Here is a 24656-nt window from a genome sequence, read left to right on the forward strand (position 1 = left end):
GATGTCCCCCTCGAAGGACACTGAAAGCCAAGGGAGTTGACGCCGGAGGGGGACGTGACATGCGGGACGGCCATCGGACGGAAGCCGAGCGGCTGCTGGCACGGGCCGTGGAGGAGGAGGTGCGCCGCTCGGGCGGTCGCACCAATGGGGCCGTACTGCTCTCGCGGGCGCGCGGAGCGCTCGACGCCATGGCGCAGACGGCCGCGGAGGAGTACGAGGCCTACACACGGGCTCTCGACGAGGTGGAGGCGGGCCGGCTGACCTTCGGTCAGCGGTATGCGAAGGAGGGAGCCACGACGGCGCTCGCGGTGGCGGTCGTGGCCGCGGCCACGGCCTGCGTCGCGGACCTCGTGCTGGGCACGGGCGACGGCACGGCGCTGAGCGCCGCCGTCACCGTCGGGATCGCGGGGGCCGCGACGACGGTGGTGAAGGTGACCGCGTCCCATCTGCCGGCGGCCGGCCGCCGGGCCGGTGAGCTCGGCCGGCCCGGCGGCCTCGAGCAACTGCGGCTGCAGTGGCTGACCGCCCTGGAGGTCCGCGGCATCCGGCCCTTCCTCGACCAGCAGCGGGTGATCCTCTCCTCGACGACCCCCACGAAGGGCTCACCCCAGCTGCGCCGCGCCGACAAGAGCGCGGCGGCGCGCCGGCGCACGGTGCTCGACCAGTCCTTCGGCCAGCTGCCGGACCCCGTGGGCCCGTTCGCGGGCCGGCGCCAGGAGCTGGCACGGATCCGGCAGTGGGTCCAGGCGGCCCGGGCGGCCACAGAGACCAAGCCGTCGGTGGTCGTCCTGCACGGCCCGCCGGGCTCCGGGCGCACGACGCTCGCGATCCGCGCCGCGCACGACCTCAAGGACCACTTCCGGGGCGCGTGCGTGGTGAACCTGCGCGGCGACAGCGCCGACGAGCCGCCGCTGTCCACACGCGACGCCCTGCTCAATCTGCTCAACCAGCTCGGCGCGCCCCGTGAGCAGCTTCTGTTCCGTGAGCGCTCCGCGCCCGATCAGCACGTCAAGCGGCTGATCGAGCTGTACCACCAGCATCTGACGGGCATGCCCGTCACGATCGTGCTCGACGACGCCTCGGACCCCGAGCAGCTGCGCGCCCTCCTCCCCGAGCGTTCCGAGAGCCTGGTGCTGGTCACCGTGCGAGGACCTCTCGACCTGCCCGAGGACCTGCCGGCCCGGGTGCACGAGCTCCAGGTCGGGCCGCTGGACGCGGCGGGCGCGGAGGAACTGCTGAACGCGGCGGCCCAGGACACTTCGGGCCCGTACGACGCCGAGGCCGCCGAGCGCACCCGGGAGCTGTGCGGCGGTCTGCCTCTGGCACTGCGCGTCTGCGGCTCCTCGCTCGGCCCGCGCACCCCACGCCAACTGGCCGCGGACCTCGCGGCCTACGGCCCGGTGGACCCGCTGGAGCGCGCTCTGTGGCTGCGGTACACGGACCAGCCGGAGGCCGCACGGCGCCTGCTGCGACGGCTCGCGCTGGCGGGCCGCACCTCACTGGGCGCTGCCGCGGCGGCCGCCCTGCTGGCCACGGACGAGGAGGACGCGACCCGGCATCTGCAGGCGCTGGCGCGCGCCGGCCTGATCGACCATGTGCGCGGCAGCCGCTACCGCCTGCACGACGTGGTACGGGCCTTCGCGCAGGCCAGGCTGCTGGACGAGGAGGAGCCGGCCGAGCGTACGGCGGCCCAGGAGCGCCTGATCGTGAACTACGCGGAGCTGGCCGACTCGGTGCTGCGCCTGGTGGACGGCAATATGTCGACCCGCTCGGACCGCTTCGGACCGCACGGCTTCACCTCCCTGGACGCGGCGCTGCGCTGGCTGGACGACGAGTCGAGCTTCATCACCGCCACCCTGCGGCACGCGGAGGGCGTCGATCAGTCGGCGGTGCTGAACCTGCTGGGCGCCCTGTGCGACTACTGCCTGCTGCGCGGCGACCTCTACCGGCTGGGCGAGCTCAGCGAGCTGACGATCGGGGGCGCCCCGGCCCGCACGGAACCGACGGCGGGAGAGGTGGACCAGGGCCTTCTGGTGCGCTCGGTGCGCTGGCGTACGGGCATCGCGGCACGTCAGCTGGGTGAGCTGGACAAGGCCCGGACCACGCTTGCCTCAGTGGTGGACCTGTACCGGCAGGCCCATCACGACGCGGGCGCCGCCCGGGCGCTGTGTTCGCTCGGTATCACCCTCCACCACCAGGGCAACCTCACCGAGGCGACGGCCAGGCTCGAGGAGGCGCTGGAACTGCAGGCCTCCCCCGAGCTAGCGGCGGACCGCGCGTGGACCATGCACGCGCTGGCCGCGGTGGAGCGCGACCGCGCACGGCCGGCCCGGGCGCTGGACCTGCTCACCCGCGCCGTGATCCTCCACCAGGAGAACGAGTCCGTGCACGGTGAGGCCTGGGCGCACTTCCAGCTCGGTCAGCTGGCCCTGCGCCTGGGCGAGGTCCCGCGTGCGGAGACGGAACTGCGCACCGCACTGGAACTGTGCACCCGCACCCGTGACCCACGCGGTGAGGCCTGGGCGCTGACCCAGCTGGCCCGTGCCCGCCTGGTCGCGGGCGACGGGTCGGCTGCCGCCGAGGAACTGCGCCGGGCGGCCGCACGTCACCGGGAGAACGAGGACATACGCGGCGAGGCCTGGACCGCCTACTACCTCGGCCAGGCCCTGGAGGAGACGGGCGAACTCGATGAGGCGGTCCGCGACCTGGAGCGTGCCCGCACGATGTTCTCGCGGATGCGGGACGTGTACGGGCTGGCCTGCGCCCGCCACCACTCGGCACGGGTGACCCGCGACCAGCGGGCGGCCCGGACGGGGTCGCTGCGCAACTCCGGATTCGCACGACAGCTGCTGGTGGACGCGAGGGCGGACTTCCAGCGCATCGGCGTGGCCCATGGCGAGGCGTGGACGTGCCTGGAACTGGCGGTGGTGGACGCCGGCAACGCCCGCACCCAGCAGGCGCTCGCCCTGTGCGACGAGGCGGTGGACCTGTTCACCTCGTACGGCGACCGCAGGGGGGAGGACTGGGCCCGCTTCCTGCGCTGCACCCTTCTGCCCTACGCCTCCCCGGGAGGCGTCGAGGTGGGCACCGCGGTGGCCGAGGAGGAACTGGCGCAGCTGTCCCGCGCCGGGCATCCGGCGAGGGACGAGAAGCTGGACGACGTCGTCGGGGCGTACGGGGTGCTGCTGGAGCGCGGTGTGAGCCTGGAGGACGGCTGGCAGGCATGGCGCCTGGGGATGGTGCCCGGACGGCACGCCCGGGAGGTGATGGGGGTGGAGGTGCCCGCCGGGAACTGACGGGCACCCCGACGGGGGCCGCGCCCGGGTGTGTCGGGCGCGGCCCCGAAGTGCGAGATCTCAGCCCCGCTGGGCCTTGGGTGCTCCCTTGACCGTGCCGGAGCCCTCCGTACCGGCCTTCTCGCCGGTGTCGGAGACGTCCTCCTCGAAGCGGACCTTGCCCATGTGCTTGTTCATGGACTTCATCAGGCCCCACACCGCCACAGCCATCACCGCGAAGACGATGAAGCCGAGGACACCGGGGGTGACCTTGTTCTGGTCGACCTCGGCGAGGGTGACGAGGTGCGTCATGGCCGGGCTCACGCTTGCGCTCATGTCAGGCATTGTCCCTCAGGGCCGGCGGACGCCTGCAAAGAGGTCGCCCTCCGGGAGGGAGGTGTCCACGAGGGACTTCGCGAGCTCGTACTCCTCGGTCGGCCAGACGTCCTTCTGGAGCTGGAGCGGTACGCGGAACCAGCCCCCGTCGGGGTCGATCTGCGTGGCGTGGGCGATCAGCGCCTTGTCCCGGATCTCGAAGAAGTCCGCGCACGGGACGTGCGTGGTCAGCGTGCGCTCGACGCGCTCGAACTCGTCCCAGCGCTTCAGCCAGTCCGCGTAGGGCGACTCCAGGCCGCGCGCGAGCATCGCGTTGTGCAGGGCCTCGGTCCGCGAACGGTTGAAGCCCTGGTTGTAGTACAGCTTCAGCGGCCGCCACACCGGGCCGAACTCCGTCTCGGGGTACTTCTCGCCGTCCGCCGCGCCCTCGAAGGCCACCATGGAGATCTTGTGCGTCATGATGTGGTCGGGGTGGGGGTAGCCGCCGTTCTCGTCGTAGGTGGTGATCACCTGCGGACGGAACGAGCGGATCCTGCGGACGAGCTCGCCGGCCGCCTTGTCGACGTCCTCGAGGGCGAAGCAGCCCTCGGGCAACGGCGGCAGCGGGTCGCCCTCCGGCAGGCCGGAGTCGATGAAGCCGAGCCAGTCCTGCTTGACGCCGAGGATCTCCCGGGCCTCGTCCATCTCCTTCTTGCGTACCTCGTGGATGTGCTCCTCGATGTACTTGTCGCCCTGGAGCTTGGGGTTGAGGATGGAGCCGCGTTCCCCGCCCGTGCAGGTCACCACCAGCACGTCCACCCCCTCGGACACGTACTTCGCCATGGTGGCCGCGCCCTTGCTCGACTCGTCGTCAGGGTGGGCGTGCACTGCCATCAGTCGCAGTTGGTCAGTCAAGACTCGATCCTCAGTAAGTCGGCAGGTCGGCGCCCGGTGTGATTCGGCGCGATGTGCGGCTTCTATAGTGACCGAATCGGGGGGCGAAAAATTCCGGGGCCCCTCCCGGAGCACCCCTTCCGGGACGTCCGTCCCGGTGACGGCCGAGAGGACGACCATGAGTACGGCGAGCACGCGGCTGCCCGAGGGCCGTTACGGCCGCTCCGCCGACGACCGCGCCGACCGCGCACTCAAGATCGTCGCCAGTGTGCTCGGGGCTCTGCTGCTGATCCTCGTCGGCTGGTTCGGGTACCACTACGTCGTGCAGAACAAGATCAGCGGCCAGGTGATCACCTTCGAGGCCGGGAAGGACTCGGTCAAGGTCCATCTCGAGGTGCGCAAGGACGCGAACGCCAGCGGTTACTGCACCGTGCGCTCCCAGTCGGCGGACGGCACCGAGGTGGGCCGGGCGGACTTCCGGTTCGGCGGGCACACCACCCGCATCGACAAGGTCGTCACGCTGCGTACGACGTCCGAGGGGTCCACGGCGGAGCTGCTGGGCTGCCACGCCGACTGACGTCACTCTTCTCACGTAGGCGCTGACCTGCATTGACATAATTCTGATGGCTTATGTCCTCCCCCTTCCGCCGCTGAATTGTTAGGCTCGTGGTTTCGCCCACCCGTGAAGGAACATTCTTCTGGGTAGGGCGATGCTTTGTATTTCCCAGTACCGACGAGGAGCACCCTGTGACCCAGACCAGCGAGAACGTCACCTGGCTGACCCAGGAGGCGTACAACAAGCTCAAGGACGAGCTTGAGTACCTTACTGGTCCTGCGCGCACGGATATCGCCGCCAAGATTGCGGCTGCGCGCGAGGAGGGCGACCTGCGCGAGAACGGCGGGTACCACGCGGCCAAGGAGGAGCAGGGCAAGCAGGAGCTCCGTGTGCGCCAGCTGACCCAGCTCCTCGAGAACGCCCAGGTCGGAGAGGCCCCGGCCTCGGACGACGGTACCGTCGCGCCCGGCATGGTCGTGACGATCGCCTTCGACGGTGACGAGGACGACACGCTGACGTTCCTGCTCGCCTCGCGCGAGTACGCGAGCGCCGACATCGAGACGTACTCGCCGCAGTCTCCGTTGGGCGCCGGCGTGATCGGCCACAAGATCGGCGAGGACGCGCAGTACGAGCTGCCGAACGGCAAGAAGGCTTCGGTGAAGATCCTGAAGGCCGAGCCCTACCAGGGCTGAGCCTCCCCGGCGTCTTCCGCGGGCCCCCGGTGCCTTCAGCACCGGGGGCATCGCCATGCCCGGGGCCGACTGCCCCGGGCCCCTTTCGGGTCAGGCCGTCGCCGAGCGGTACTTCCGCACCGCCAGCGTCCGGAACACCACGATGATCAGAACCGAGTAGATCAGCGACGCCCAGACGGGGTGCTCCATCGGCCACGCATGCGAGGACGAGTGCACCGGCGGGTTGCCGAACAGCGTGCGGCAGGCCTGCACGGTGGCGCTGAACGGGTTCCAGTCGGCGACGTGCCGCAGCCACGGCGTCATGTGGGTGGTGTCCACGAACGCGTTCGAGATGAACGTGACGGGGAACAGCCAGATCAGTCCGCCGGACGTGGCCGCCTCCGGCGTACGCACCGAGAGGCCGATCAGCGCCCCGATCCAGGTGAACGCGTACCCCAGCAGGAGCAGCAGACCGAAGGCGCCGAGCACCTTGCCGATGTTGGTGTCGGCGTTGGACCCCACACGCCAGCCGACCAGGACCGCGACGATCGCGAGGACCAGCAGCGTCAGCGCGGTCTGCACGAGGTCGGCGAGGGTGCGCCCGGTGAGCACCGCGCCCCGCGCCATGGGCAGCGAGCGGAAGCGGTCGATGAGCCCCTTGTGCATGTCGTCGGCGATGCCCGCGCCGGCGCCCGCCGTGGCGAACGTGACGGTCTGGGCGAAGATGCCGGCCATCAGGAAGTTGCGGTAGTCGTCGGGGCTGGTGCTGCCGCCGACCCGCATGGAACCGCCGAAGACATAGCTGAACAGCACCACGAACATGATCGGCTGGATCAACCCGAAGATCACCATCTCCGGGATCCGGGTCATGCGGATCAGATTGCGCTTGGCGACGACCAGCGAGTCACGGACGGACTGGCCGAGAGGGTTCGCGGGCGCCGCCGCGGTCACGGTGTCGGTGCCTGCACTCACTTGGCGGTCTCCTTCGTGCGCTTGCGGGCCTTGGGGTTCTCGGCCGCTCCGTTGTCCTCGGGCTTCTCCTCGGCCACATGGCCGGTCAGGGACAGGAAGACGTCGTCCAGGGTGGGACGGCGCAGCCCGACGTCGTCCATCTCGATGCCGCGGGTGTCCAGTTCGCGGATGACCTCGGCGAGGAGCTTGGCACCGCCGGCGACGGGGACGGTGAGCTTGCGGGTGTGCTCCTCGACCGTGGCCTCGCCCTTGCCGAAGCCGCTCAGCACCTCCACCGCGGTCGGGATGTCCTCGCGCTGGTGGACGACCACCTCGACGCGCTCACCGCCCGTGCGCGCCTTGAGCTGGTCGGAGGTGCCACGGGCGATGACGCGGCCGTGGTCGACGACGCAGATCTCGTGCGCCAGGTGGTCGGCCTCTTCCAGGTACTGCGTGGTCAGCAGCAGGGTCGTGCCGCCGGAGACGAGCTGCTTGATGACCTCCCACAACTGCTGGCGGTTGCGCGGGTCCAGACCGGTCGTCGGCTCGTCCATGAACATCACCGGCGGGCGGACCACCAGCGCGGCGGCGAGGTCGAGACGGCGGCGCATACCGCCGGAGTACGTCTTCGCGGGCCGGTCGGCGGCCTCGGTGAGGTTGAACTGCTCCAGCAGTTCGGTCGCCCGCTGCTTGGCCGCCTTGGACTTCATCTGGTAGAGCTGCCCCACCATCTGAAGGTTCTCGCGGCCGGTGAGATACTCGTCGACCGCGGCGAACTGCCCGGACAGACCCACCGAGCGTCGTACGGCGTCGGGGTGCGCGAGCACATCGATCCCCGCGACGAGCGCCTTGCCGCTGTCGGGGCGCAGCAGGGTCGTCAGGCAGCGGACGGTGGTGGTCTTGCCCGCGCCGTTGGGCCCGAGCAGGCCGAGCACGGTGCCCTCCGGGACGTCGAGGTCGACGCCGTCCAGAGCCCTTACATCGCCGAAGGTTTTCACCAGGCCTTCGGCATAGATGGCGCCTGGCATATGAGTTCTCCACGTCGTTGGGGTTCGGGGAATGGGGGACGAGCGTACGTTCAGGCGTTCGTTCGCTCGATGTGTTTTTCCGCCCGCGCAGGCGCGATGGTCCCGCAGCACGGCGGACGCGATGAGGCGACCACACCATAACGCGATGTATCGCGTCTCTCAAACGAATTTTTCCACTCGGCCTCGACAACGGCCGGTACTCAGTCGATGACGGTGTAACCCGCGTCCCGCAGCGCCTGCCAGACCTCGGCGCAGTGCTCCGGGCCCTTCGTCTCCAGGTGCAGCTCCACCTCCGCCTCCGTGAGCCCGAGCCGTGGATCGGTCCGTACGTGACTCACATCGAGGACGTTAGCGTCGAGCACTGACAACACCCCGAGAAGCGTCGCGAGGGCTCCGGGGCGGTCGGTCAGCCGCAGCCGGACGGCCAGGTAGCGGCCCTGCGCGGCCATGCCGTGCCGCAGGATGCGCTGCAGCAGCACCGGGTCCACGTTGCCGCCGGACAGTACCGCCGCCACCGGGCCCTCGAAGGCGCCCGGATCGCTCAGCAGCGCCGCCACCGGACTCGCGCCGGCCGGCTCGACCACCAGCTTGGCCCGCTCCAGGCACAGCAGCACCGCGGCGGACAGCGCGTCCTCGGACACCGTACGGACCTCGTCGACCAGGTCGCGGATGATCCGGAACGGCACCTCACCGGGCCGCCCCACCCTGATCCCGTCGGCCATCGTGGCCGGGTTGTCGACCGACACCGGGCGCCCGGCCGCCAGCGAGGGCGGGTACGCCGCCGCTCCCTCCGCCTGCACGCCCACCACCCGCACATCCGGGCGCAGCGCCTTCACCGCGGTCGCGATGCCCGCCGCCAGCCCGCCGCCGCCGATGCCCACGACGATCGTGCGTACCCGCGGCCACTGCTCGAGGACCTCGAGACCGACCGTGCCCTGGCCCGCGATGATGTCGGGGTGATCGAACGGGTGGATGAAGACCGCACCCGTCTCGGCCGCGTACCGCTGCGCCGCGGCCAGGGTCTCGTCCACCACCTGGCCCTGCAGACGTACGTCAGCGCCGTACTCGCAGGTCGCGCTGATCTTCGGCAGTGGGGCCCCCTTGGGCATGAAGACCGTGGAGTGCACCCCGAGCAGCGAGGAGGCGAGGGCCACGCCCTGCGCATGGTTGCCCGCGCTCGCGGCGACGACGCCCGCCGCCCGCTCCTCGGGCAGCAGCCCCGCGATCCGCACGTATGCCCCGCGCAGCTTGAACGACCCGGTCCGCTGGAGGTTCTCGCACTTGAACTGCACCGGCGCACCCACCAGCTGAGACAGGTGCCTGCTGCCCTCCATCGCCGTGACGCGGGCGATGCCCGACAGCATCTTCTGGGCGCCCCGTACGTCGTCCAAAGTCACCGCCGGCAAGGAGTCAGCCGTGCTGTAGTTCATGACCACCAGTCTCGCAGTTCACGCCGCTTCGCAGCGGGTGTGACCAAAGCCCTGGACAGGTTTGTGCAGCGCCGGTACGACCTGCGCCCCGGCCGCGTACCCTGTCCCCCAACCCAGCCCCACGCATGAATTGAGCCCCCGGCCATGCCCACAACACCTGAAATGTCGATGGACATGTCGACCGTCGGTGAACCCGGCCTTCTGGACACCCTGCAGCACGAGGTCGCGGTGTTCGCGCGGCGCGCCGAACAGACGCGGCTCGGCGGGGTCGGGCCGGTGCGCAACTCCATGGACCGCGCCGCGTACCTCCTGCTCAACCGCCTCGACAAAGAGGGCCCGATGGGCGTCAAGGCGCTGGCGGCGAGCATGGGCATCGACTCGTCGACGGTCACCCGGCAGGTGGCCCCGCTCGTCGACACCGGCCTCGTCAAGCGCACCTCCCACCCGGAGGACGGGCGCGCGGTGGTACTCCAGCTCTCCCCGCGCGGACTGGCCCGCCTGGAGGAGGTCCGCTCGTCCCGGCGGCAATTCATGGCCGAACTGACGACCGACTGGACACCGCAGGAGCGCGAGGACTTCTGCACCCTGCTCACCCGGTTCAATGCGGCTCTCTCCGCCCGGCAGGCCACCCAGGGGGTCCCGGGACCGGAGTCCCAGCCGGCGACCTGAGCCCGACGTCCTGAGCGCCACGTCCCGCGCGGGCAGCCCTCGTCCTGCACCGCGCGCCGACGTACTGCGCCCGACGTACCGCCTCCCCCGCGCCTCGCGGACCCCGCCCTTTGCGTCACCGGCCCGGCACGCGCGCGTTCGAGCGCTCCCCGGCTCTTGACCCGGAGGGCGCGGCCGGTCTGATATGAGACCGGAACCCGTCGTACACGGTCCGGTTCGCCGTACACGCCCAGATCCTGCCCTGCGTGCGCGGCGGCCCGCACGGTGTCGACGAGGTCCGGTCCGCTTCATGATCGCCCGCAGGGGGGAGGCGCGGTGCGAGAACGGCACGCTTCCCATGGCGCCCGCCGGACCCGTGAGTTCGAGGCGTTCGTCGCGGGCGCGGCCGGGCGGCTGCTGCATGCCGCAACCCTGCTCACCGCGGAGATCCCGGACGACAACCCGCGCGCGCAGCGCCTGCTGACGCTGACCCTCGCCCAGACCTACGCGTCCTGGGACCGGCTGCGCGGGGACGACCCCTACGACCGGGCGCGCCAGTATCTGGCCAGTCGCTTCGCGCGCGGGGCGTGGCACCAGTACGGGGCCTGGTACCGGTACGGGGCCCTCGGCCGGCGCCGGCCGAAGGCCCAGGGCCTGCTGGCGGACCTGTCGCCCCAGGAGCGGCTGATCCTCGTCCTGAGGCTGTACGAGGGTGTGGCCGAAGAACAGGCGGGCGCCCTCCTCGGCCTGTCCCCCGAGCGGGTGCGCGCGATCTGCGCCCGGGCGATGACCACGCTGCTGCACCCGCCGCCCGGGCCGGCGCCGACGGTGCCGGTGGCGAAGCCGGCGCCCTCGTGACGGGGCCGCACCGGAGAACAGGACGCCTTCCGGGACCCTGCCGGACCCGGTCAAGCGGAGGTGACCGATGAACATGCCCGAGCGTGAGGCGACCGTACGGCGGCTGCTCGAGCGGACGCCGCCGCATGTGCCGCCCGACCTGTACCCGGAGGTCCTGCGGCGCGGCGGCCGGATGCTGCGCCGCCGCATCGTGGCCCGCCGGCTGATGTGGCTGGTGCTGATCGCCGCCGCCGTCGCCTTCGCGATCTGGGCCCTGTACACACACCCCTGGGTGGAGCCGCCGTCCACGACGACTCCACCGATCAGCGACTGGTGAGACCAGCGGCTAGCCGAGGGCCTGCCGCAGGTCCTCCAGGAGGTCGTCGACGTTCTCGATGCCCACGGAGATGCGGACGAGGTCGGCGGGGACCTCCAGGGCCGAACCGGCAGCCGACGCGTGCGTCATGCGCCCCGGGTGTTCGATCAGCGATTCCACACCGCCCAGGGACTCGCCCAGGGTGAAGACCTTGGCACGGTTGCACACCTCGACGGCCGCCTCCTCGCCGCCTTCGACCCGGAACGAGACCATCCCGCCGAACGCCTTCATCTGCTTGGCGGCGATCTCGTGCCCGGGGTGCTCCGGCAGGCCCGGGTACAGAACGCTCGTCACGCGCGCGTGCCGGGTGAGCATGTCGGCGACCTTGGCCGCGTTCTCACTGTGCCGGTCCATGCGGACGGCGAGCGTCTTGGTGCCGCGCAGCACCAGCCACGAGTCGAACGGGCCCGCGACCGCGCCCATCGCGTTCTGGTGGTAGGCCAGCTGCTCGCCCAGCTCGGGGTCGTTCACGATCAGCGCGCCGCCGACGACGTCGGAGTGTCCCCCCATGTACTTGGTCAGGGAGTGCACGACGACGTCCGCGCCGAGCGCGAGGGGCTGCTGCAGGTAGGGCGTCGCGAAGGTGTTGTCGACGACGAGCCTCGCGCCCGCGTCACGGGCGATCTGGGCGACGGCGGCGATGTCGGTGATGCCGAGCAGCGGGTTGGAGGGGGTCTCCACCCAGACGGCCTTGGTCCGCGGGGTGAGCGCGGCTCGTACGGCCGACGGATCGCTGGTGTCGGCGACCGACCATTCCACACCCCACCGCGAGACGACCTTGGCGAAGAGGCGGAACGTACCGCCGTAGGCGTCGTTCGGGATGACGACGTGATCGCCGGGGCTGAGCAGCGTACGCAACAGGCAGTCCTCGGCCGCCAGTCCGGACGCGAACGCGAGGCCGCGACGGCCGCCCTCCAGGGCGGCGAGGTTCTCCTCCAGGGCAGTTCTGGTGGGGTTCGCACTGCGGCTGTACTCGTAGCCGCCGCGCAGGCCGCCGACGCCATCCTGCTTATACGTCGAGACCTGGTAGATCGGCGGGACGACCGCCCCGGTGAGGGGGTCGGCGGTGTTCCCCGCGTGAATCGCGAGGGTCTCGAAATGCTGACTGATGTGCCTGTCGCTCATGAGGACCGAGGGTAGTGCGCCCGGGACGAGGATGACGGCGAAGGCCCGACGTCGGCGGGGGGAGCACGGAGTGTCCGGTGCGCGAGCGCGGAGGGTCGCGTCCGTCGACGGAGTCGACGTGTGGGCTGGACCGGTCGACGGGGCGCGGGAGCGGTCAGCGGGTGGGCGGGAGCGGCGACCGCGGCGACGGAAGGCGGCCGGCAGCCCGGCCGGCAGCCCGGCCGGCCGCCTCGCCGCAGTTCGCCGCCGGGTTTTCCACAGGCCCGGAGACCAGGTTGGCCAACTGCCGGACCCGTCTGGTTCGCTTGAGACATGGTGATTCTTTGGGTCCTGATGGCGCTGGCCATGATCAGCCTGGTCCTGCTGCCCGTCCTCATGCGCAGGCGCGCGGGTATCCAGCAGGTCGCGCCGGGCGACCCGGACGCCGCGGATCCGGCGAACTACGGCTTCGTCCGCCAGGAGGAGCTGGACATCCGCATGCCCGGCCCCGACCAGGACCTGCTGGATGTCCTGGACGTCGTGCAGCGCACGCAGGACTACCGCGCGGCGTCCCAGCTCCTGGCCGGCACGGAGAAAGAGGGCGAGACACGCTGGCAGCGCGTCCAGGCCTTCGCGGGCGCCGCGTCCCTCGAGTTGCAGCAGCGGCCCGGCGGCGTGAGCGAGATGCCGGGCGGGCAGTGGCTGCGGGTATGGCGGGCCGAGGCCCCCAAGGACGCGGGCGGCGCGGCCGTGCAGGCGGAGTTCCTGGTGCAGCAGGCATGGCGCACGTCGACTCCGGGGACGGACGAGTTCCGGATCATCATGGAGGAGGCGAAGTCGGCGTGCGCGGAGGCGGCGCTGCTGGCCCCCGGTGACCCGATCCCGTACATCATCGAGCTCTCGGTGGCCCGCGGACTCGCGTATCCGCAGCCGGAGTTCGAACAGCTGTGGCTGAAGATCCTGGACCGCTCCCCCGCCCACATGGGCGCGCACCTGGCGGCGCTGCACTACTGGTGCGAGAAGTGGCACGGCTCGCGGCAGGTGGCGTACGCGTTCGCGGAGGCGGCCGCGGCCCGCGCCCCGCAGGGCTCGCTCCTCGCCGCGATGCCCCTCTTCGCGGTCTTCGAGCACCTCCCCGAAGTGAACCTGGTCCGCAGCTTCTACCAGAGCGAGGTCGTGACGAAGGCGATCCACGGCGCCCTCTACGCGGTGCAGTCGGCCCGCTCCGACGACCCGATGCTGGCGCACGTCCGCCACCTCCTGGTCTTCTTCCTGGTCCGCAGCGAGCGCTGGTCGGAGGCCATGGCCCAGCTGGTCCACGTCGACGGCCATGTCGGCGCACTGCCCTGGACCCTGACCTCCGACCCGGCCGCGGACTACGCGGTCTTCCGCGCACTGGCGGTGGCGGGCTACGAGGCGAACGGAGGAAGCCCGGCGACGCTGCCACGCTGAGCGAAAGGCGAAGGAGCGGCCAGGGGGTGGGCGACTTCTCCGCCCCGGAGGGGCCCGGAATTCCCGTGACGACGGGCACGTTGTCGCAGACACATCCCACCCCGGCCGTGACCCAGTGGAGACCGCATGTTCCTGTACAGCCGCGTGCCCCAGCTGCCGACCCCGGAACAGGCCCTGCGCGGTCGCTCCAGCCCGCCCTTCACGATCCCCGAACGGCACACGGTCCTCGGCACCCCGCTCCTCGGCCCCTACCCGGAGGGCCTGGAGATCGCCGACTTCGGTCTGGGCTGCTTCTGGGGCGCCGAGCGCAAGTTCTGGCAGCTCCCGGCGGGCGTCCACACCACGCTCGTCGGATACCAGGGCGGCTACACCGAGAACCCCATGTACGAAGAGGTCTGCTCGGGCCTGACGGGCCACACGGAGGCGGTCCGCATCGTCTACGACCCGAAGCAGATCTCGTACGAGCGCCTCCTCCAGGTCTTCTGGGAGTCCCACAACCCCACGCAGGGCTTCCGCCAGGGCAACGACGTCGGCACGCAGTACCGCTCGGCGATCCACACCCACTCCCCCGCCCAGGCAGCCACGGCCAAGGCGTCCCGCGAGGCCTACCAGAAGGTCCTCACGGCCTCCGGCTACGGCACCATCACCACGGAACTGCTCCCCGCGGAGGGCCGCGAGTTCTACCCGGCGGAGGGGTACCACCAGCAGTACTTGGCGAAGAACCCGGCGGGCTACTGCGGGTTGGGCGGGACGGGGGTCAAGCTAAGTGACCCGTTCGACACGAACTGGGGGGCGTCCTGCCCGACGGGCATCGCTGCGGCGCCGGAGGTCACGGACAAGTAGTAGGGCTTGGTTAGGTTGGGATGGGCTTGGCGTGTCTGGGTGGGGGCAGCGGCGTCCGGCACAGCGGGCAGCGCCCGGCCCAGCAGGCCAGCAGGACCTGCAGTCCGGCCACGACCTGGTAGGTCGTCAGGCCGTGGCCGCCGCTTTCGGGGACAGTCGCTCCAGGGTGCAAAACGCCTGGGCGACCGAGGCCAGGGTGAGGTGCCGGTGGAAGCCGTTCCAGGTGCGGCCCTCGAAGTGACCCAGCCCCAAGGCGGTCTTCAGCTCGCGGTAGTCGTGCTCGACCCGCCAGCGGAGCTTCGCCGAGCGCACCAGGTGCCGCAGGGGGGTGTCCGCGGGCAGCGTGGAGAGCCAGTACTTGGTCGGCTCCTTCTCGCCGGCGGGCCACTCGGCCAGCAGCCAGCACACCGGCAGGTCCTCGCCGGGGTGCGCCCGGCGCAGCCGCACTCCGGCGGGGCGCACCCGCAGTGCGGCGAACCGCGAGCGCAACGGGCCCTTGGAGCCCTGCCGCCAGGTCACCCGGTGCAGGGCGCCGTGCCCGGCGTCCTGCACCAGCGTGCGCACCGAGGTGGGTGCCTGCCGGTAGCGGGGCACCGGGGGCCGGCCGGTGCCCGACCAGGCCGGAGCGGTACGCGTGGCGGTCTCGGGCAGCACCGCGGTGTCCGAACGCACCCCGACCACGTAGTCGATGCCGCGCTCTTCCAACGCCAGCCGGAAGGCACCGTCTTGACCGTAGCCCTCGTCGGCCACGATCAGCGGCGGGTCCAGCCCCCAGCACCGCAGCTCGTCGACCATGTCGACGGCCAGCTGCCACTTGGCGACATGCCCGACCTCGTCGGGGATGTGGGCCCGGCGGCGGCGCTTGGCCACCTGGTCGGCGTCCTCGGCGGGCGCGGCGGTCACGTCCCACTGCTCGGGCAGGAACAGCCGCCAGTTCACCGGACAGGAGGCCGCGTCGGTGACCAGGTGCACGCTCGGGGCGACCTGGCAGTTGGCGGTCTTGCCCAGCGCCCCGCAGTACTGCGCGGCCACGCCGGGCGAGGCGTGGCCGTCCTTGGGAAAGGACACATCGTCGATCACCCAGGCGGCCGGGCGGATGACCGGCTCCATGCGCCAGGCCAGCTCGGCCAGCACCATCTGATGGGACCACGGGGCGTCGGCCAGGAACTGCTGCAGGCCCTGCCGGTCCACCCCCAGCCGGGCCGCCATCGGCTCCATCGACTTGCGGCGGCCCGCACCGAGCAGCCCGCGCACATACCGCTCGCCCCACCGCCGCTGGTCGGACCGTCCCAACGGGGCGAACACCTCGGCCGCGAACGCCGCCAACCGGTCCTGGGCCTCCACGAGCTCCTGCGGAGTCATGGCCCTCACCTCCGCGAGGCCAACACGCCCTCCTTCCCCCAAGATAACCAAGCCCTAGTAGCCGGTAGCGCGGTAAGTCCGACGCGGGCGCCGTGGCACCGGCCATTCGCACGGTGCCGCGGCCGGCGCTCTGCGTCGCAGTGAACGGCAGTCGAAAATCGGTGGCCGCCTGAACCGGCTGACTCCACGCTGTACGCCATGGAACAACCGCAACGCGAGATCCGTGCGGCCTACACGGACTCCACGATCACCGTCTACCAGGCGTACGCCCCGGAAATCGGCCTGCCCGCCGTCCAGGAGGGCCGTTTCCCCACCGCGTGGAAGCGCGACAGGATGACGTGGATCAAGCCGTCGTTCCTGTGGATGATGTACCGATGCGGCTGGGGCACCAAGGAAGGGCAGGAGACCGTTCTCGCGGTCGAGATCAGCCGTGACGGCTTCGAGTGGGCGCTGCGACACGCCTGCCTGTCGAGCTACGCCCGCGGAGTACACCCGGACCGGGCCGCCTGGCAGCGCCAGTTGAAACGCGCGCCCGCTCGCGTGCAGTGGGACCCCGAGCGGGATCTGCACCTGCAACCCCGGCCGTACCGGTCCCTGCAACTCGGCCTCTGCGATGAGGCCACACGACGCTACGCGGACGAGTGGACAGTCGCCATCCGCGACGAGACCCCACTCGCCCACGAGATCCACGCCCTGGTCAACAGCGGCGATCTGGACTCCGCCGCCCGACTGCTGCCTCAAGAACGCCCCTATCCCGTCGAGGACGAACTTCTTGCCCACCTACGCGGCTGACGGGCCGCTCCCCCGTCAGCCGGCTCCGGCCCCAGGGTCACATGGCAGCACAGGCTCGCCGGGACGGGGGTGTCCTGCCCGATCGGCGTGGCGATGGCCGAAGGCTGACATCGCCGGGTGGGTTCGGAACGCAGGCGCAGAGAGTGGTTGGCACCGCACCCGCCCTCTCATGGAGCAGAGCGTGAGACAGGTCAGGGCGGCTCTTCGTTCAGCCACATGGCTCTCCAGCGGTCGGCGGGTCACGGGCGGAGTGCTTAGCCTCAGCGGAGAAGCAGCCGACCGAAAGAAGTCTGGTATGCCGATGCCGTCGTATGAGCCGAGCCGGATGGGCCTGCTGCTGATCGACACGGTCAACGAGGTGTTCTCGGAGAAGGGAAAGCTCTACCCGACGTTCAAGGACGAGTTCGACAGGATCGGCACGTTCGAGAACCTCAAACGGCTGCTGGCCGGGGCCAGGCAGCACAAGCTGCCGGTGTTCTTCGCGCCGATGTCCTACACCGAGCACGACTACACCTCGTGGAAGCACCTGTCCGGCATCCACCAGGAGATGTTCGGCAACCGCGAATTCGCCGCGGGCAGCTGGAACGCCGATTTCCACCCTGAGCTCTCGCCCGTCGACAGCGAGGTCGTGATCTCCCCGCACAAGAACATCGACGTGCTCGCCAACACAGACCTCGGGGTCCAGCTGCGCCAGCACAACGTCGAGTACATCGCGATCGCCGGGATGATCGGCACGCACTGCGTGGAGTCGACCTCGCGCAGCTGCATGGAACACGGCTACCACGTGACCACCTTCACCGACGCCACCGCGGCGCTCGGCGGGCGCGTCGCCTACGACGCGATGGTCCAGCGCTACCCGACCATCTCCCACGCCACGTTGAGCGTCGACGAGTACCTCGCCGCTGTGGGTGCGGCGCTGAGAAAGTGAGCCCCACCTCCGGCGGCGCAACCTCCACGTCCGCTACCCCGACGTCCTCGCCGCCCAACGCGAGGAGCGCGCCGCCCGCATGCTCTGCCCCATGAGCCCTGCGCGCAAAGTTCCGCCGGCTGCCCAGGAAGGCACGACGAGGGCTGCGCCGCCCGGCGCGGCAGCACAGATTCCCCCATCCATTGCAGCATCACCCCCTCCTGCCCGAGACCGCGGCGTGCTCCACCCGCCATCACACCGTGGCTACCGAGTGTGACGTGCCACGTTCCGAGTGGAAGCAAGACGTCGGCGTGCTCCCTCACCCTGCACGGCGCCGCGCATGTGCCCGCCCACGTCGGCTCACGGCACCTGGCTGGGGCAGACGCCCGGAAAGAGGATCAGTTTCACGCTTACATACCAGGGCAAATTCCCCTAATAGCCACCTTCCTGGTCATCCAGCTGGAGGTCTCGTGAACGCGGTGATCACGCTTCCGACAGGCGAGCAACCTGACGTTGACACCGGTGAGGTGCACTTCATCGGCAACGCCACGACATTGATCCGATGCGCGGGGTTCACGATCCTGACCGACCCCGCGTTCCTGCACAAGGGAGGGCATGTCCATCTCGGGCACGGCATCTACGCCCGCCGTGAGGTCGATCCCGCCTGCCAGGTTGCGGATCTTCCCCCACTGGACCTGATCGTTCTGTCGCACTATCACGCCGACCACTTCGACGACGTCGCAGCTCGGGATCTCGACAAGAGCATCCCCATCGTCACCACGCACCATGCAGTCGAGCAGCTGCGCCCGCTGGGCTTCGCGAATGGCCACCCGCTCGACACCTGGGAGAGCCAGACCGTGCAGAGAGGTGACGCCCGGCTCGAAGTGACGGCGATGCCGGCCGAGCACACCAACAACTTCGAGCTGCAGGACATGCTCATGCCGGTCAACGGCTCACTTCTGGACTTCTTCACCGGCGACCGACATCTGTACCGGCTGTACATCAGCGGCGACACCATGCTGCACAACCGGCTGTACGACATACCCCAGCGCTATCCCGAGATCGACCTCGGGTTGTTCCACGCCGGCGGGACCACGCTCTTCCTCACCGTGGTGACCATGACCGGGCCCCAGGCCGTCAGGTGTGCGGAGATCGTCAGGCCGCGCACGGCGATCCCGATCCACTACAACGACTTTTCGGTGTTCCGCTCCGGGCTGGAAGATTTCAAGCAGTCCGCTGCCGCGTCTTCGGTGCCCATCGAATACCACTATCTGAACCACGGCGAGCGCTACGAGTTCACCACGTCGAAGTAGGTCAGGCCGCCCGAGCTCGGCGGTCACCTTCGGTCGGCTGACGGTCAGAACGCTCCTAGGATGGGCGCGTACGTCGAACGGCCATCCACCGGTGGCTCAAGCCTCACTCATGGGTCTTTTGTCCTGCAGTCGGGCAACACCAGTGGTACTTGGCGAAGAGCCCGGCGGGGTACTGCGGGTTGGGGGATCAAGCGTGTCGTGCCCGATCGGGGTGGCCAGAGCGGATGGCTGAGCCACTGTCTCCGGAAGCCACGGCGACTCTGCGGGCGCTGCTGGCCGGCTCGGATCCGGTGAGCAGCGCCCTACTGGCCCAGATTCCACACACCCGCGTGGTGGGCAGGTGTGGTTGCGGCTGCGTGACGGTCGATCTGGAGGTGGACCGTACAGCGGTGGCTCCGGCGCCGTCGCACGACAGTCCGGCCGTGGACGCGGGGTACACCGACCCGCACTCGGCAGGTGTCATGGTCTTCACCGAGGGCGGCTACCTCTCGCTCCTGGAGATCTACTCGGTCTCCGACGAGCCGATCACCACGTGGCCGGACCCTCGCTACATCGATCGATGAGCAACCAAGCGCACGGACCAGCAGTACTTGGCGAAGAATCCGGCAGGGCACGGCGGGTTGGGCGGGACGGCAGTCAAGCTGAGTACCCCGTTCGAGGCGAACTGGGGTCCTCCTGCCCCTCAGGCCTTGCGCCGGCTCCCACGGATGACTGATCGCTTGCCGATGTCCGTGTCCGGTGATCGCCGCATCGGTGTGTTCAGCTTCAGAGAGCACCTGGAGCTGAACCGAACACGGCCTGGCATGTACGGGGCGGTCATGCCCAACCGGTATCGCGCCCACCGAGGACTGAGAGGACAGGTTCTGACGCGGTCGAAAATCGGTGGCCGCACTGACCGGTCGGCTCCGCGCCGTGCGTCGGTGTGAGGGGACGTGCTCTGCGTTTCTGATCTGTCCGTGTCAGCGAGGGATGCCTGCATCGTCCAGGTACTGGTGCATGACTTCCGTGGGGAGGCTTGGGTTGGTGAGGGCGTGGGAGGAGGTCTCCTCATTCCCACAGCTTTGAACGATGAGATCGACTGGCAGCGCGGGGTGCGCGGCTGCCATGGCACGTACGCGATCGTCGGGGTCGGCAAGCAACCGGACCACAGCGTCTACGGGCGCTTTGGCGTCGAGCCCCACAAGCCACCGCTTCTCCGGATCCGGGTCGTCGGCGAAGCGCTGTCCGGCGCCTGCGCTCGGGAAGTTCGGGTGGTGCAGCAGGGCACCCTTGGTGATGACCTTGCAGTCCAGATACGTCTGCAGCACCACTTCGCCTTCGACGGCCGGTTGGTTCTCACAGAGCAGAAGTCGCACGGCGTAGTCGTCGTCCTTGGAGAGCAGGTCGATGGCGTCGGCAGGCAGGTGCGGGCTGTAGGCGGCGCTGCGTCGTAGCAGGGTGTTGGCCGACTTGGCGCACTGGCTCAAGACGTCGGGATCGGCGCAGATGCGCACCCATTCGACGGGATAGAGCCGGTCGGACGGATTGATGGTGATGTCAATGGCGGTGCGTTCGGTCTCCGTCAGCTCGGGTCGTACCGATACCGCCAGCCGGACGCTGTGCGCGTCGTCGTTCGCCAATGTCCTGATGATGGCGATGGGAACGTTGAGGTTCGCCGCCAGCTCGCGGCGGTCCTCCTCCTCGGTGCTTGCGGCGAGCCGTTCGGCGGTCGCCGTGCTCATGGCGCCGTACCTGATCACATCCTCCCTGCCGAAGCGACCGATTCCTGCGTTGAGAAGAAGGTCGGTGTAGCCCGCGTCATCGTGGCAGGCCTCCATCATGGCTGCCCGACGTACGTTGTCATCAGCGTCGCGGAGCAGACGGCTTCGGGTGTCCTCGGAAAGCAAGGCCCATTGGCTGCAGGCTGCCTGCCGAAGGTCCGCTTCCTGGTGGTCGGCGAGCCCGGCGACCAGGCTTGGAGCTGTGTGGCGGGAGAAGGCTGCGTCTCGGCGGACCCTCGGTTCCGGATCGGCAAGCAGGCGCTGCTGAACGGACAGGGGCAGTGGCTGCACCGGGATGCGGAACCAGTCGGGTCCGATGGCCAGAGCACGGCGGACACGTGGATCGGGATCGTCCACGAGCCGGGCCCGTTGATCCTCCGTCACCGTGGCGTTGTCAGCGAACGCTGTCCGCAGCCTGCGGTCGGGATGCGTGACGATGGCGTCGATCACCTCGTCCGGCAGAGCGCGCCAGGCGATCATGTTCCAGGCCGCTTTGGCCTCCTCGCACAACAGCCTGATCAAGACCTCGGCAGGCGCCGCGGAATTTTGCGCGATGGCAGTAATGGCCTCGCGGTGATCGTGATTTCCACGCATGGTGGCCCCCGTGTTCGCCAGTGTCCGTCGCAGGCCCGCAGATTGTGGGCATGCCGCGTGTACAAGGTCAACGTCGGCGATCACGCTCTACCGCATCAGCCATGGGCAGGCGCCCTTCCGCGAGTGATGCTCAGCAGGGAGACGCACCACCGCGGGAAAGGTCTGTGAACACGGCTGGATGTGGACCATCAAGCCACGTCCGCAACCCTGTTCAAGGCTGAGATCCTGCATGTCGTGCCCATATCCGAGCCTCCTGCCAAGCCCTCGGCATCGTGTGAATCGGCGTAGGATCTCCCGCTGGTGGCCGGCAGAGTCTGGGGGCGAACATGGAAAAACCGAACGACCGCATGCCATCCGTCCTGCGCTTCGCTGCGGAGCTTGTCGCCTGGGTGGCCACCCCGTGGGCCTTGTCCAAGTACTCATGGCTGCTCGCCGTCCTGGCCGTGGTGGTATTGATCGGCCTGCCGACCGTCTTCTCCACTCCGGGGGACAAGGCACAGGTGATCATCCCTGTCTCGGGTGCGGTCACGATCCTGCTCGTGCTGCTCCAACTCGCTGCTGCCGCGATCGCTGCATGGTCGGCATGGCCCTCTTACGCGGCAGTCCTCGTGTCTCTCCTGGTAGCCACCACCCTCGTCACGGAACACCAACGCTGGCGGTGGCTGCTCTCGACAGACCGGCGCACCGCTGAGCAGCGGTCACTGTGAGACCGGCGTGACATGGTCCGGGGCGCTGGTGTCCTGGCCGCCACCCGCGGAGAAGGAGCCTGGTGATGGACGAAGACGAGAGCCTCCACCGCTATGGGCTACACCCCGCCGGTGCGAGCCTCGACGAGGTGCGCGAGCTACTCGCCCTTCAAACGCAGATGGAGCAGGTGGCTCAGGGGAACGGTGACACCGAGCTGATGAAACTGTGCTGCGTTCAGCTGTTCAACGCCGGTGCTCTCGATGATGTACTGCTCATCTGGAAGGCCAAGTCCGCAAGCATGGACGCCGACTGCTCGATCGACGTGCAATTGCTGTGCGGGAGCGGACTCCCCGACACCAAGGCGTATCTGTCGGCTCAGCGTCTGCCCGAAGCGAAAGCGGTCCTGCGGCGGTTGCTCGACGCTGAGGAGGCCGGCGACTTCGAGGACTTCTCCGTCGAGGGACACTCCGCCCAGTACGCCGCGTACTACACGCCATGATGCATGCTGTCGCGCCCACGGAGCCAGGCCCCTCGCGTAGGGGACCATCGTCGAAGAGGGCTGCTGTTGAACCAGGTCAGAAACCAGAATCCGGCCCCCCGGCCAGATCGCGATCCACGATCACCGCCACCTTGCCCACCGTGCCGTGGCCGGCCTTGAGCGACTGCAGTCCCGTGCTGATCGCCTCCACGGTGCTGTCGATGGTCTGGCTGATGTGCGGGACCACAATTCCCTGCTCCGCCCACTCCATTGCCAGAGCCATCCCGCGCTGGAGAAGATCACGCGCCTCGCTGTCGAGCGTGGCGGGTTCGGAGAAGTACCGCAGCAAATTGACGTTGACATGCTTGGCGCCGCGCTCGGCCAGGATGGCGTCCACCGGGCTGTCCGTTTCGACCAAGCGTGTCGTCTTGCCGGGGCCGACGCCGAGCACGATCCAACTGCCGTCCCGCCGGACGGTTTTCGCGGTCTCGACAAAGCCCCGCTCGCTGTAGGTGGCGTCGAAGACGAGGTCGACGCCTTGACTGCCTGTCAGCTTCGCGATTTCGGCCGGGACGTCGTCGCGCTTGTAGTCGAATACGTGTTGGGCTCCGGATTGCCGGGCCAGCTCCATTGATTGCGGCGTGCTGCCGCTGCTGATGACCAGTCCCGCGCCCAGGGCACGCACCGCCATCTGCACGGCGAGGTGCCCGACGCCACCGCCACCTCCTGGGACATAGACCGACTCACCGACGTGGACGGCCTGGTAGAGACTCGCGAAAGCGGACAGGAAGGCCATCGGAAGCGCCGCCGCATCGCGGAAGCTCAGGGACGGCGGCTTGCGGGCGGTGAGGAATCGGCTGGCGACGGCATAGCCGCCTTCGCTTCCGCTCCCGTCCGTCGCTGCCCAACCGCCATTGCCGTTCAGATCGGCCAGACCGGCCACCGCGTCGCCGACGGCTACGTCGCTCACTCCATCGCCCACGGCGACCACCACCCCCGCGAGGTCGAGACCGAGAGCGACGGGAGGCGTCCGCCCCATGAAATTGAGGTCGGCCAGCTTGTACTCCAGCGGGTTGAGCGACGAGGCGGCGACGCGGATCAGAACCTGGTCGGCACCCGGCTGCGGGACGGGAACACGCACCGCCTCGAGCGGCAGCCCGGCCCGGTCCCTTGTGTAACCGACACCGAGAAACGTCTCGGGGATCGTCGGAGTCTGCTCCATGTTTCGCTTCCATCCGATGACACGCCCGGCCGCGACGGCACCGGCAGGACCGGGGCGATTTCGCGTGGGATCTCGAGGAGCACCCGGCCGAACGGCCGGCCCTCCGCAAGATGCTGCAGGGCCTCCGCCGCGGACTCGAGCGGGAATCTCTTCGCGACGACCCGCTCGACCGGCCCGGCTGCGGCTCGGACCTGCGCGTTCGCCCCTCGTTGGAGGCGATCACAACCTCCCTCGGGAGGCAGGACGAAACGCGCACCTCAACGTCACCAGAGTATGTACCGGGGAGGCCTTCGGCACGCTCAGCGGACATCGCCCGCCGCAGCGCCGACGCCGGGTCTCCCGACGGATCCCGGCCGCCGCTGCGGCCCCGTGCTGCCCCATCCGGCGACGCCTCGCGCTTGCCGTCGCCGTCCGCGGCCGAGGACGCCACCGCGGTGAGTGCGCCGGTCGGGGTCCTCGATCGGTTCCCCGCCTCAAGGGCGTCGAATGATCAGGCACGTCACCACCGGCTAGTCGGCCAAGTGGGTGTCCACGGCGACGACACCGTCGACCCCCTGGCACAGGCCCACGACCACGGGCACGAGACGCGATTCCGGGACGTGACCCCACAGGGTGATGGCACCGTCCTGGACCTCGACCTCCACGATGCCCTCGTCCAGACCGAGGATGCGCCGCAGGACGTCCCGCTCGACCTCACCGCGGATCTCGTCGTCGGAGCGGATGAAGGTGTCCAGCAGGTCGCTGCGGCTGACGATGCCGATGAGGAGCCCGTCGTCACCGACGACCGGCAGCTGCTTGACGTGCCGCCCGCGCAGTTCCCGCACGGCCCGGGGGATCGTCCAGTCGGGATCCGCGGTGAAGACGGGGCTGCTCATGAGCGCGCTCGCGGTCCGGGCCCGGGCCTTGCTCCAGGCGCGCTCGTCGTCCCCGTCCAGCCCCTGCGGATCGGGCATGCCGGTCTCGTGCCGCAGCACGTCGGACGCGGACACGACACCAATGGGGACACCTTCGTCGTCGATGACGGGGGCCGCGGCGATGTCGTTCGCGTCCAGCAGGGCGGCGATCTCGTGAAAGGGGGTGGTGGGGCGGACGGTGATGACGTCCTTGGTCATCACGTCACCGACCGTGCGGCGGTGCAGCATGACATCGTCCTCCTCCGCT

Annotated in this window: 24 protein-coding genes; 14 read left to right on the plus strand and 10 right to left on the minus strand. The window is 69.7% G+C overall.

Annotation, left to right across the window (positions count from 1 at the left end):
* Nucleotides 1-59 precede the first annotated feature (59 nt).
* Nucleotides 60-3296 carry a tetratricopeptide repeat protein gene (locus ACQEXA_RS22510; protein ID WP_433130849.1) on the plus strand — a complete coding sequence of 1079 codons (3237 nt, stop codon included), beginning with the start codon at nucleotides 60-62 and terminating at the stop codon, nucleotides 3294-3296.
* Nucleotides 3297-3356: 60 nt separating this feature from the next.
* On the opposite strand, the gene ACQEXA_RS22515 is transcribed toward ACQEXA_RS22510, so the two are convergent.
* Together ACQEXA_RS22515 and mca are read right to left on the minus strand one after the other, a co-directional pair.
* Nucleotides 3357-3620, minus strand: coding sequence for a hypothetical protein (locus ACQEXA_RS22515; protein ID WP_432931908.1), 264 nt, complete (start codon nucleotides 3618-3620; stop codon nucleotides 3357-3359).
* A gap of 6 nt (nucleotides 3621-3626) precedes the next feature.
* Nucleotides 3627-4505 carry a mycothiol conjugate amidase Mca gene (mca, locus tag ACQEXA_RS22520; protein WP_432931907.1) on the minus strand — a complete coding sequence of 293 codons (879 nt, stop codon included), beginning with the start codon at nucleotides 4503-4505 and terminating at the stop codon, nucleotides 3627-3629.
* Between the two features lie 157 nt (nucleotides 4506-4662).
* On the opposite strand from mca, the gene ACQEXA_RS22525 reads away from it, so the two are divergent.
* Both ACQEXA_RS22525 and greA read left to right on the plus strand, forming a co-directional pair.
* The gene (locus ACQEXA_RS22525) at nucleotides 4663-5061 is read left to right on the plus strand and encodes a DUF4307 domain-containing protein (protein ID WP_432931905.1); all 399 of its coding nucleotides are present in this window, start codon (nucleotides 4663-4665) and stop codon (nucleotides 5059-5061) included.
* Between the two features lie 170 nt (nucleotides 5062-5231).
* The gene (gene greA / locus ACQEXA_RS22530) at nucleotides 5232-5732 is read left to right on the plus strand and encodes a transcription elongation factor GreA (RefSeq protein ID WP_432931903.1); all 501 of its coding nucleotides are present in this window, start codon (nucleotides 5232-5234) and stop codon (nucleotides 5730-5732) included.
* A gap of 90 nt (nucleotides 5733-5822) precedes the next feature.
* Here greA and ACQEXA_RS22535 read toward each other — a convergent pair whose 3' ends face one another.
* The 3 genes from ACQEXA_RS22535 to ilvA form a co-directional block, all read right to left on the minus strand.
* Complete coding sequence (locus ACQEXA_RS22535) at nucleotides 5823-6683, minus strand: ABC transporter permease (RefSeq protein ID WP_359392254.1); 861 nt, start codon at nucleotides 6681-6683, stop codon at nucleotides 5823-5825.
* Nucleotides 6680-7690, minus strand: coding sequence for an ATP-binding cassette domain-containing protein (locus tag ACQEXA_RS22540; protein WP_432931901.1), 1011 nt, complete (start codon nucleotides 7688-7690; stop codon nucleotides 6680-6682). The genes ACQEXA_RS22535 and ACQEXA_RS22540 overlap by 4 nt, the downstream gene beginning before the upstream one ends.
* 200 nt (nucleotides 7691-7890) lie before the next feature.
* Nucleotides 7891-9120 carry a threonine ammonia-lyase gene (gene ilvA, locus ACQEXA_RS22545; protein WP_359392258.1) on the minus strand — a complete coding sequence of 410 codons (1230 nt, stop codon included), beginning with the start codon at nucleotides 9118-9120 and terminating at the stop codon, nucleotides 7891-7893.
* 162 nt (nucleotides 9121-9282) lie between these two features.
* Between ilvA and ACQEXA_RS22550 the strand changes: the two genes are divergently transcribed.
* From ACQEXA_RS22550 to ACQEXA_RS22560, 3 genes are all read left to right on the plus strand, one after another.
* A complete protein-coding gene (locus tag ACQEXA_RS22550; RefSeq protein WP_359392260.1) occupies nucleotides 9283-9789 on the plus strand; it encodes a MarR family winged helix-turn-helix transcriptional regulator in 507 nt (168 codons plus the stop codon).
* Nucleotides 9790-10104: 315 nt separating this feature from the next.
* Nucleotides 10105-10626, plus strand: coding sequence for a sigma factor-like helix-turn-helix DNA-binding protein (locus tag ACQEXA_RS22555; RefSeq protein ID WP_432931899.1), 522 nt, complete (start codon nucleotides 10105-10107; stop codon nucleotides 10624-10626).
* Nucleotides 10627-10693: 67 nt separating this feature from the next.
* A complete protein-coding gene (locus ACQEXA_RS22560) occupies nucleotides 10694-10942 on the plus strand; it encodes a hypothetical protein (RefSeq protein ID WP_432931897.1) in 249 nt (82 codons plus the stop codon).
* Between the two features lie 9 nt (nucleotides 10943-10951).
* Here the strand turns inward: ACQEXA_RS22560 and ACQEXA_RS22565 are convergent, their stop codons facing one another.
* Nucleotides 10952-12106, minus strand: a complete 1155-nt coding sequence (locus ACQEXA_RS22565) for a cystathionine gamma-synthase (RefSeq protein WP_433130851.1) — start codon at nucleotides 12104-12106, stop codon at nucleotides 10952-10954.
* A gap of 312 nt (nucleotides 12107-12418) precedes the next feature.
* On the opposite strand from ACQEXA_RS22565, the gene ACQEXA_RS22570 reads away from it, so the two are divergent.
* Together ACQEXA_RS22570 and msrA are read left to right on the plus strand one after the other, a co-directional pair.
* Complete coding sequence (locus ACQEXA_RS22570; protein WP_359392268.1) at nucleotides 12419-13537, plus strand: hypothetical protein; 1119 nt, start codon at nucleotides 12419-12421, stop codon at nucleotides 13535-13537.
* Between the two features lie 126 nt (nucleotides 13538-13663).
* Nucleotides 13664-14380, plus strand: coding sequence for a peptide-methionine (S)-S-oxide reductase MsrA (gene msrA / locus ACQEXA_RS22575; protein ID WP_432931893.1), 717 nt, complete (start codon nucleotides 13664-13666; stop codon nucleotides 14378-14380).
* 126 nt (nucleotides 14381-14506) lie between these two features.
* Here msrA and ACQEXA_RS22580 read toward each other — a convergent pair whose 3' ends face one another.
* A complete protein-coding gene (locus tag ACQEXA_RS22580; RefSeq protein WP_432925778.1) occupies nucleotides 14507-15742 on the minus strand; it encodes an IS701 family transposase in 1236 nt (411 codons plus the stop codon).
* A 198-nt stretch (nucleotides 15743-15940) separates the two neighbouring features.
* Here ACQEXA_RS22580 and ACQEXA_RS22585 point away from each other — a divergent pair, with 198 nt between their 5' ends.
* The 4 genes from ACQEXA_RS22585 (at nucleotide 15941) to ACQEXA_RS22600 (ending at nucleotide 19317) form a co-directional block, all read left to right on the plus strand.
* Nucleotides 15941-16534: a DUF4291 domain-containing protein gene (locus tag ACQEXA_RS22585; protein ID WP_433130853.1), complete on the plus strand. Its 594-nt coding sequence runs from the start codon at nucleotides 15941-15943 to the stop codon at nucleotides 16532-16534.
* Between the two features lie 295 nt (nucleotides 16535-16829).
* Nucleotides 16830-17462 carry a cysteine hydrolase family protein gene (locus ACQEXA_RS22590; protein WP_432931889.1) on the plus strand — a complete coding sequence of 211 codons (633 nt, stop codon included), beginning with the start codon at nucleotides 16830-16832 and terminating at the stop codon, nucleotides 17460-17462.
* Between the two features lie 449 nt (nucleotides 17463-17911).
* Nucleotides 17912-18754: an MBL fold metallo-hydrolase gene (locus tag ACQEXA_RS22595; RefSeq protein WP_432931887.1), complete on the plus strand. Its 843-nt coding sequence runs from the start codon at nucleotides 17912-17914 to the stop codon at nucleotides 18752-18754.
* A gap of 224 nt (nucleotides 18755-18978) precedes the next feature.
* Nucleotides 18979-19317 (plus strand): hypothetical protein, encoded by a 339-nt coding sequence (locus tag ACQEXA_RS22600; protein WP_432931885.1) that lies wholly within the window; start codon nucleotides 18979-18981, stop codon nucleotides 19315-19317.
* Nucleotides 19318-19713: 396 nt separating this feature from the next.
* Here ACQEXA_RS22600 and ACQEXA_RS22605 read toward each other — a convergent pair whose 3' ends face one another.
* The gene (locus tag ACQEXA_RS22605; RefSeq protein ID WP_432931884.1) at nucleotides 19714-21192 is read right to left on the minus strand and encodes a hypothetical protein; all 1479 of its coding nucleotides are present in this window, start codon (nucleotides 21190-21192) and stop codon (nucleotides 19714-19716) included.
* A 242-nt stretch (nucleotides 21193-21434) separates the two neighbouring features.
* Here ACQEXA_RS22605 and ACQEXA_RS22610 point away from each other — a divergent pair, with 242 nt between their 5' ends.
* The gene (locus tag ACQEXA_RS22610) at nucleotides 21435-21815 is read left to right on the plus strand and encodes a hypothetical protein (protein WP_432931882.1); all 381 of its coding nucleotides are present in this window, start codon (nucleotides 21435-21437) and stop codon (nucleotides 21813-21815) included.
* A gap of 65 nt (nucleotides 21816-21880) precedes the next feature.
* Nucleotides 21881-22294: a hypothetical protein gene (locus ACQEXA_RS22615; RefSeq protein ID WP_432931880.1), complete on the plus strand. Its 414-nt coding sequence runs from the start codon at nucleotides 21881-21883 to the stop codon at nucleotides 22292-22294.
* Between the two features lie 76 nt (nucleotides 22295-22370).
* Here the strand turns inward: ACQEXA_RS22615 and ACQEXA_RS22620 are convergent, their stop codons facing one another.
* Nucleotides 22371-23495 (minus strand): quinone oxidoreductase family protein, encoded by a 1125-nt coding sequence (locus ACQEXA_RS22620; RefSeq protein ID WP_433130855.1) that lies wholly within the window; start codon nucleotides 23493-23495, stop codon nucleotides 22371-22373.
* Nucleotides 23496-24004: 509 nt separating this feature from the next.
* Nucleotides 24005-24637 (minus strand): CBS domain-containing protein, encoded by a 633-nt coding sequence (locus ACQEXA_RS22625; RefSeq protein ID WP_360995723.1) that lies wholly within the window; start codon nucleotides 24635-24637, stop codon nucleotides 24005-24007.
* Between the last annotated feature and the right edge of the window lie 19 nt (nucleotides 24638-24656).

Source organism: Streptomyces sp. CA-106110, assembly GCF_050936285.1.
Lineage (GTDB): Bacteria > Actinomycetota > Actinomycetes > Streptomycetales > Streptomycetaceae > Streptomyces.

Excerpts from the sequence above, each read along its gene's own strand:
- ACQEXA_RS22615 (WP_432931880.1), top strand. The coding sequence starts at position 21,881 with ATGGACGAAGACGAGAGCCTCCACCGCTATGGGCTACACCCCGCCGGT.
- ACQEXA_RS22565 (WP_433130851.1), bottom strand. The coding sequence starts at position 12,106 with ATGAGCGACAGGCACATCAGTCAGCATTTCGAGACCCTCGCGATTCAC.
- ACQEXA_RS22550 (WP_359392260.1), top strand. The coding sequence starts at position 9,283 with ATGTCGATGGACATGTCGACCGTCGGTGAACCCGGCCTTCTGGACACC.
- ACQEXA_RS22560 (WP_432931897.1), top strand. The coding sequence starts at position 10,694 with ATGAACATGCCCGAGCGTGAGGCGACCGTACGGCGGCTGCTCGAGCGG.
- msrA (WP_432931893.1), top strand. The coding sequence starts at position 13,664 with ATGTTCCTGTACAGCCGCGTGCCCCAGCTGCCGACCCCGGAACAGGCC.
- ACQEXA_RS22610 (WP_432931882.1), top strand. The coding sequence starts at position 21,435 with ATGGAAAAACCGAACGACCGCATGCCATCCGTCCTGCGCTTCGCTGCG.
- ACQEXA_RS22620 (WP_433130855.1), bottom strand. The coding sequence starts at position 23,495 with ATGGAGCAGACTCCGACGATCCCCGAGACGTTTCTCGGTGTCGGTTAC.
- ACQEXA_RS22625 (WP_360995723.1), bottom strand. The coding sequence starts at position 24,637 with ATGCTGCACCGCCGCACGGTCGGTGACGTGATGACCAAGGACGTCATC.
- ACQEXA_RS22570 (WP_359392268.1), top strand. The coding sequence starts at position 12,419 with ATGGTGATTCTTTGGGTCCTGATGGCGCTGGCCATGATCAGCCTGGTC.
- ACQEXA_RS22600 (WP_432931885.1), top strand. The coding sequence starts at position 18,979 with ATGGCTGAGCCACTGTCTCCGGAAGCCACGGCGACTCTGCGGGCGCTG.
- ACQEXA_RS22590 (WP_432931889.1), top strand. The coding sequence starts at position 16,830 with ATGCCGATGCCGTCGTATGAGCCGAGCCGGATGGGCCTGCTGCTGATC.
- ACQEXA_RS22580 (WP_432925778.1), bottom strand. The coding sequence starts at position 15,742 with ATGACTCCGCAGGAGCTCGTGGAGGCCCAGGACCGGTTGGCGGCGTTC.
- ACQEXA_RS22585 (WP_433130853.1), top strand. The coding sequence starts at position 15,941 with ATGGAACAACCGCAACGCGAGATCCGTGCGGCCTACACGGACTCCACG.
- ACQEXA_RS22525 (WP_432931905.1), top strand. The coding sequence starts at position 4,663 with ATGAGTACGGCGAGCACGCGGCTGCCCGAGGGCCGTTACGGCCGCTCC.
- ACQEXA_RS22510 (WP_433130849.1), top strand. The coding sequence starts at position 60 with ATGCGGGACGGCCATCGGACGGAAGCCGAGCGGCTGCTGGCACGGGCC.
- ilvA (WP_359392258.1), bottom strand. The coding sequence starts at position 9,120 with ATGAACTACAGCACGGCTGACTCCTTGCCGGCGGTGACTTTGGACGAC.
- ACQEXA_RS22540 (WP_432931901.1), bottom strand. The coding sequence starts at position 7,690 with ATGCCAGGCGCCATCTATGCCGAAGGCCTGGTGAAAACCTTCGGCGAT.
- ACQEXA_RS22515 (WP_432931908.1), bottom strand. The coding sequence starts at position 3,620 with ATGCCTGACATGAGCGCAAGCGTGAGCCCGGCCATGACGCACCTCGTC.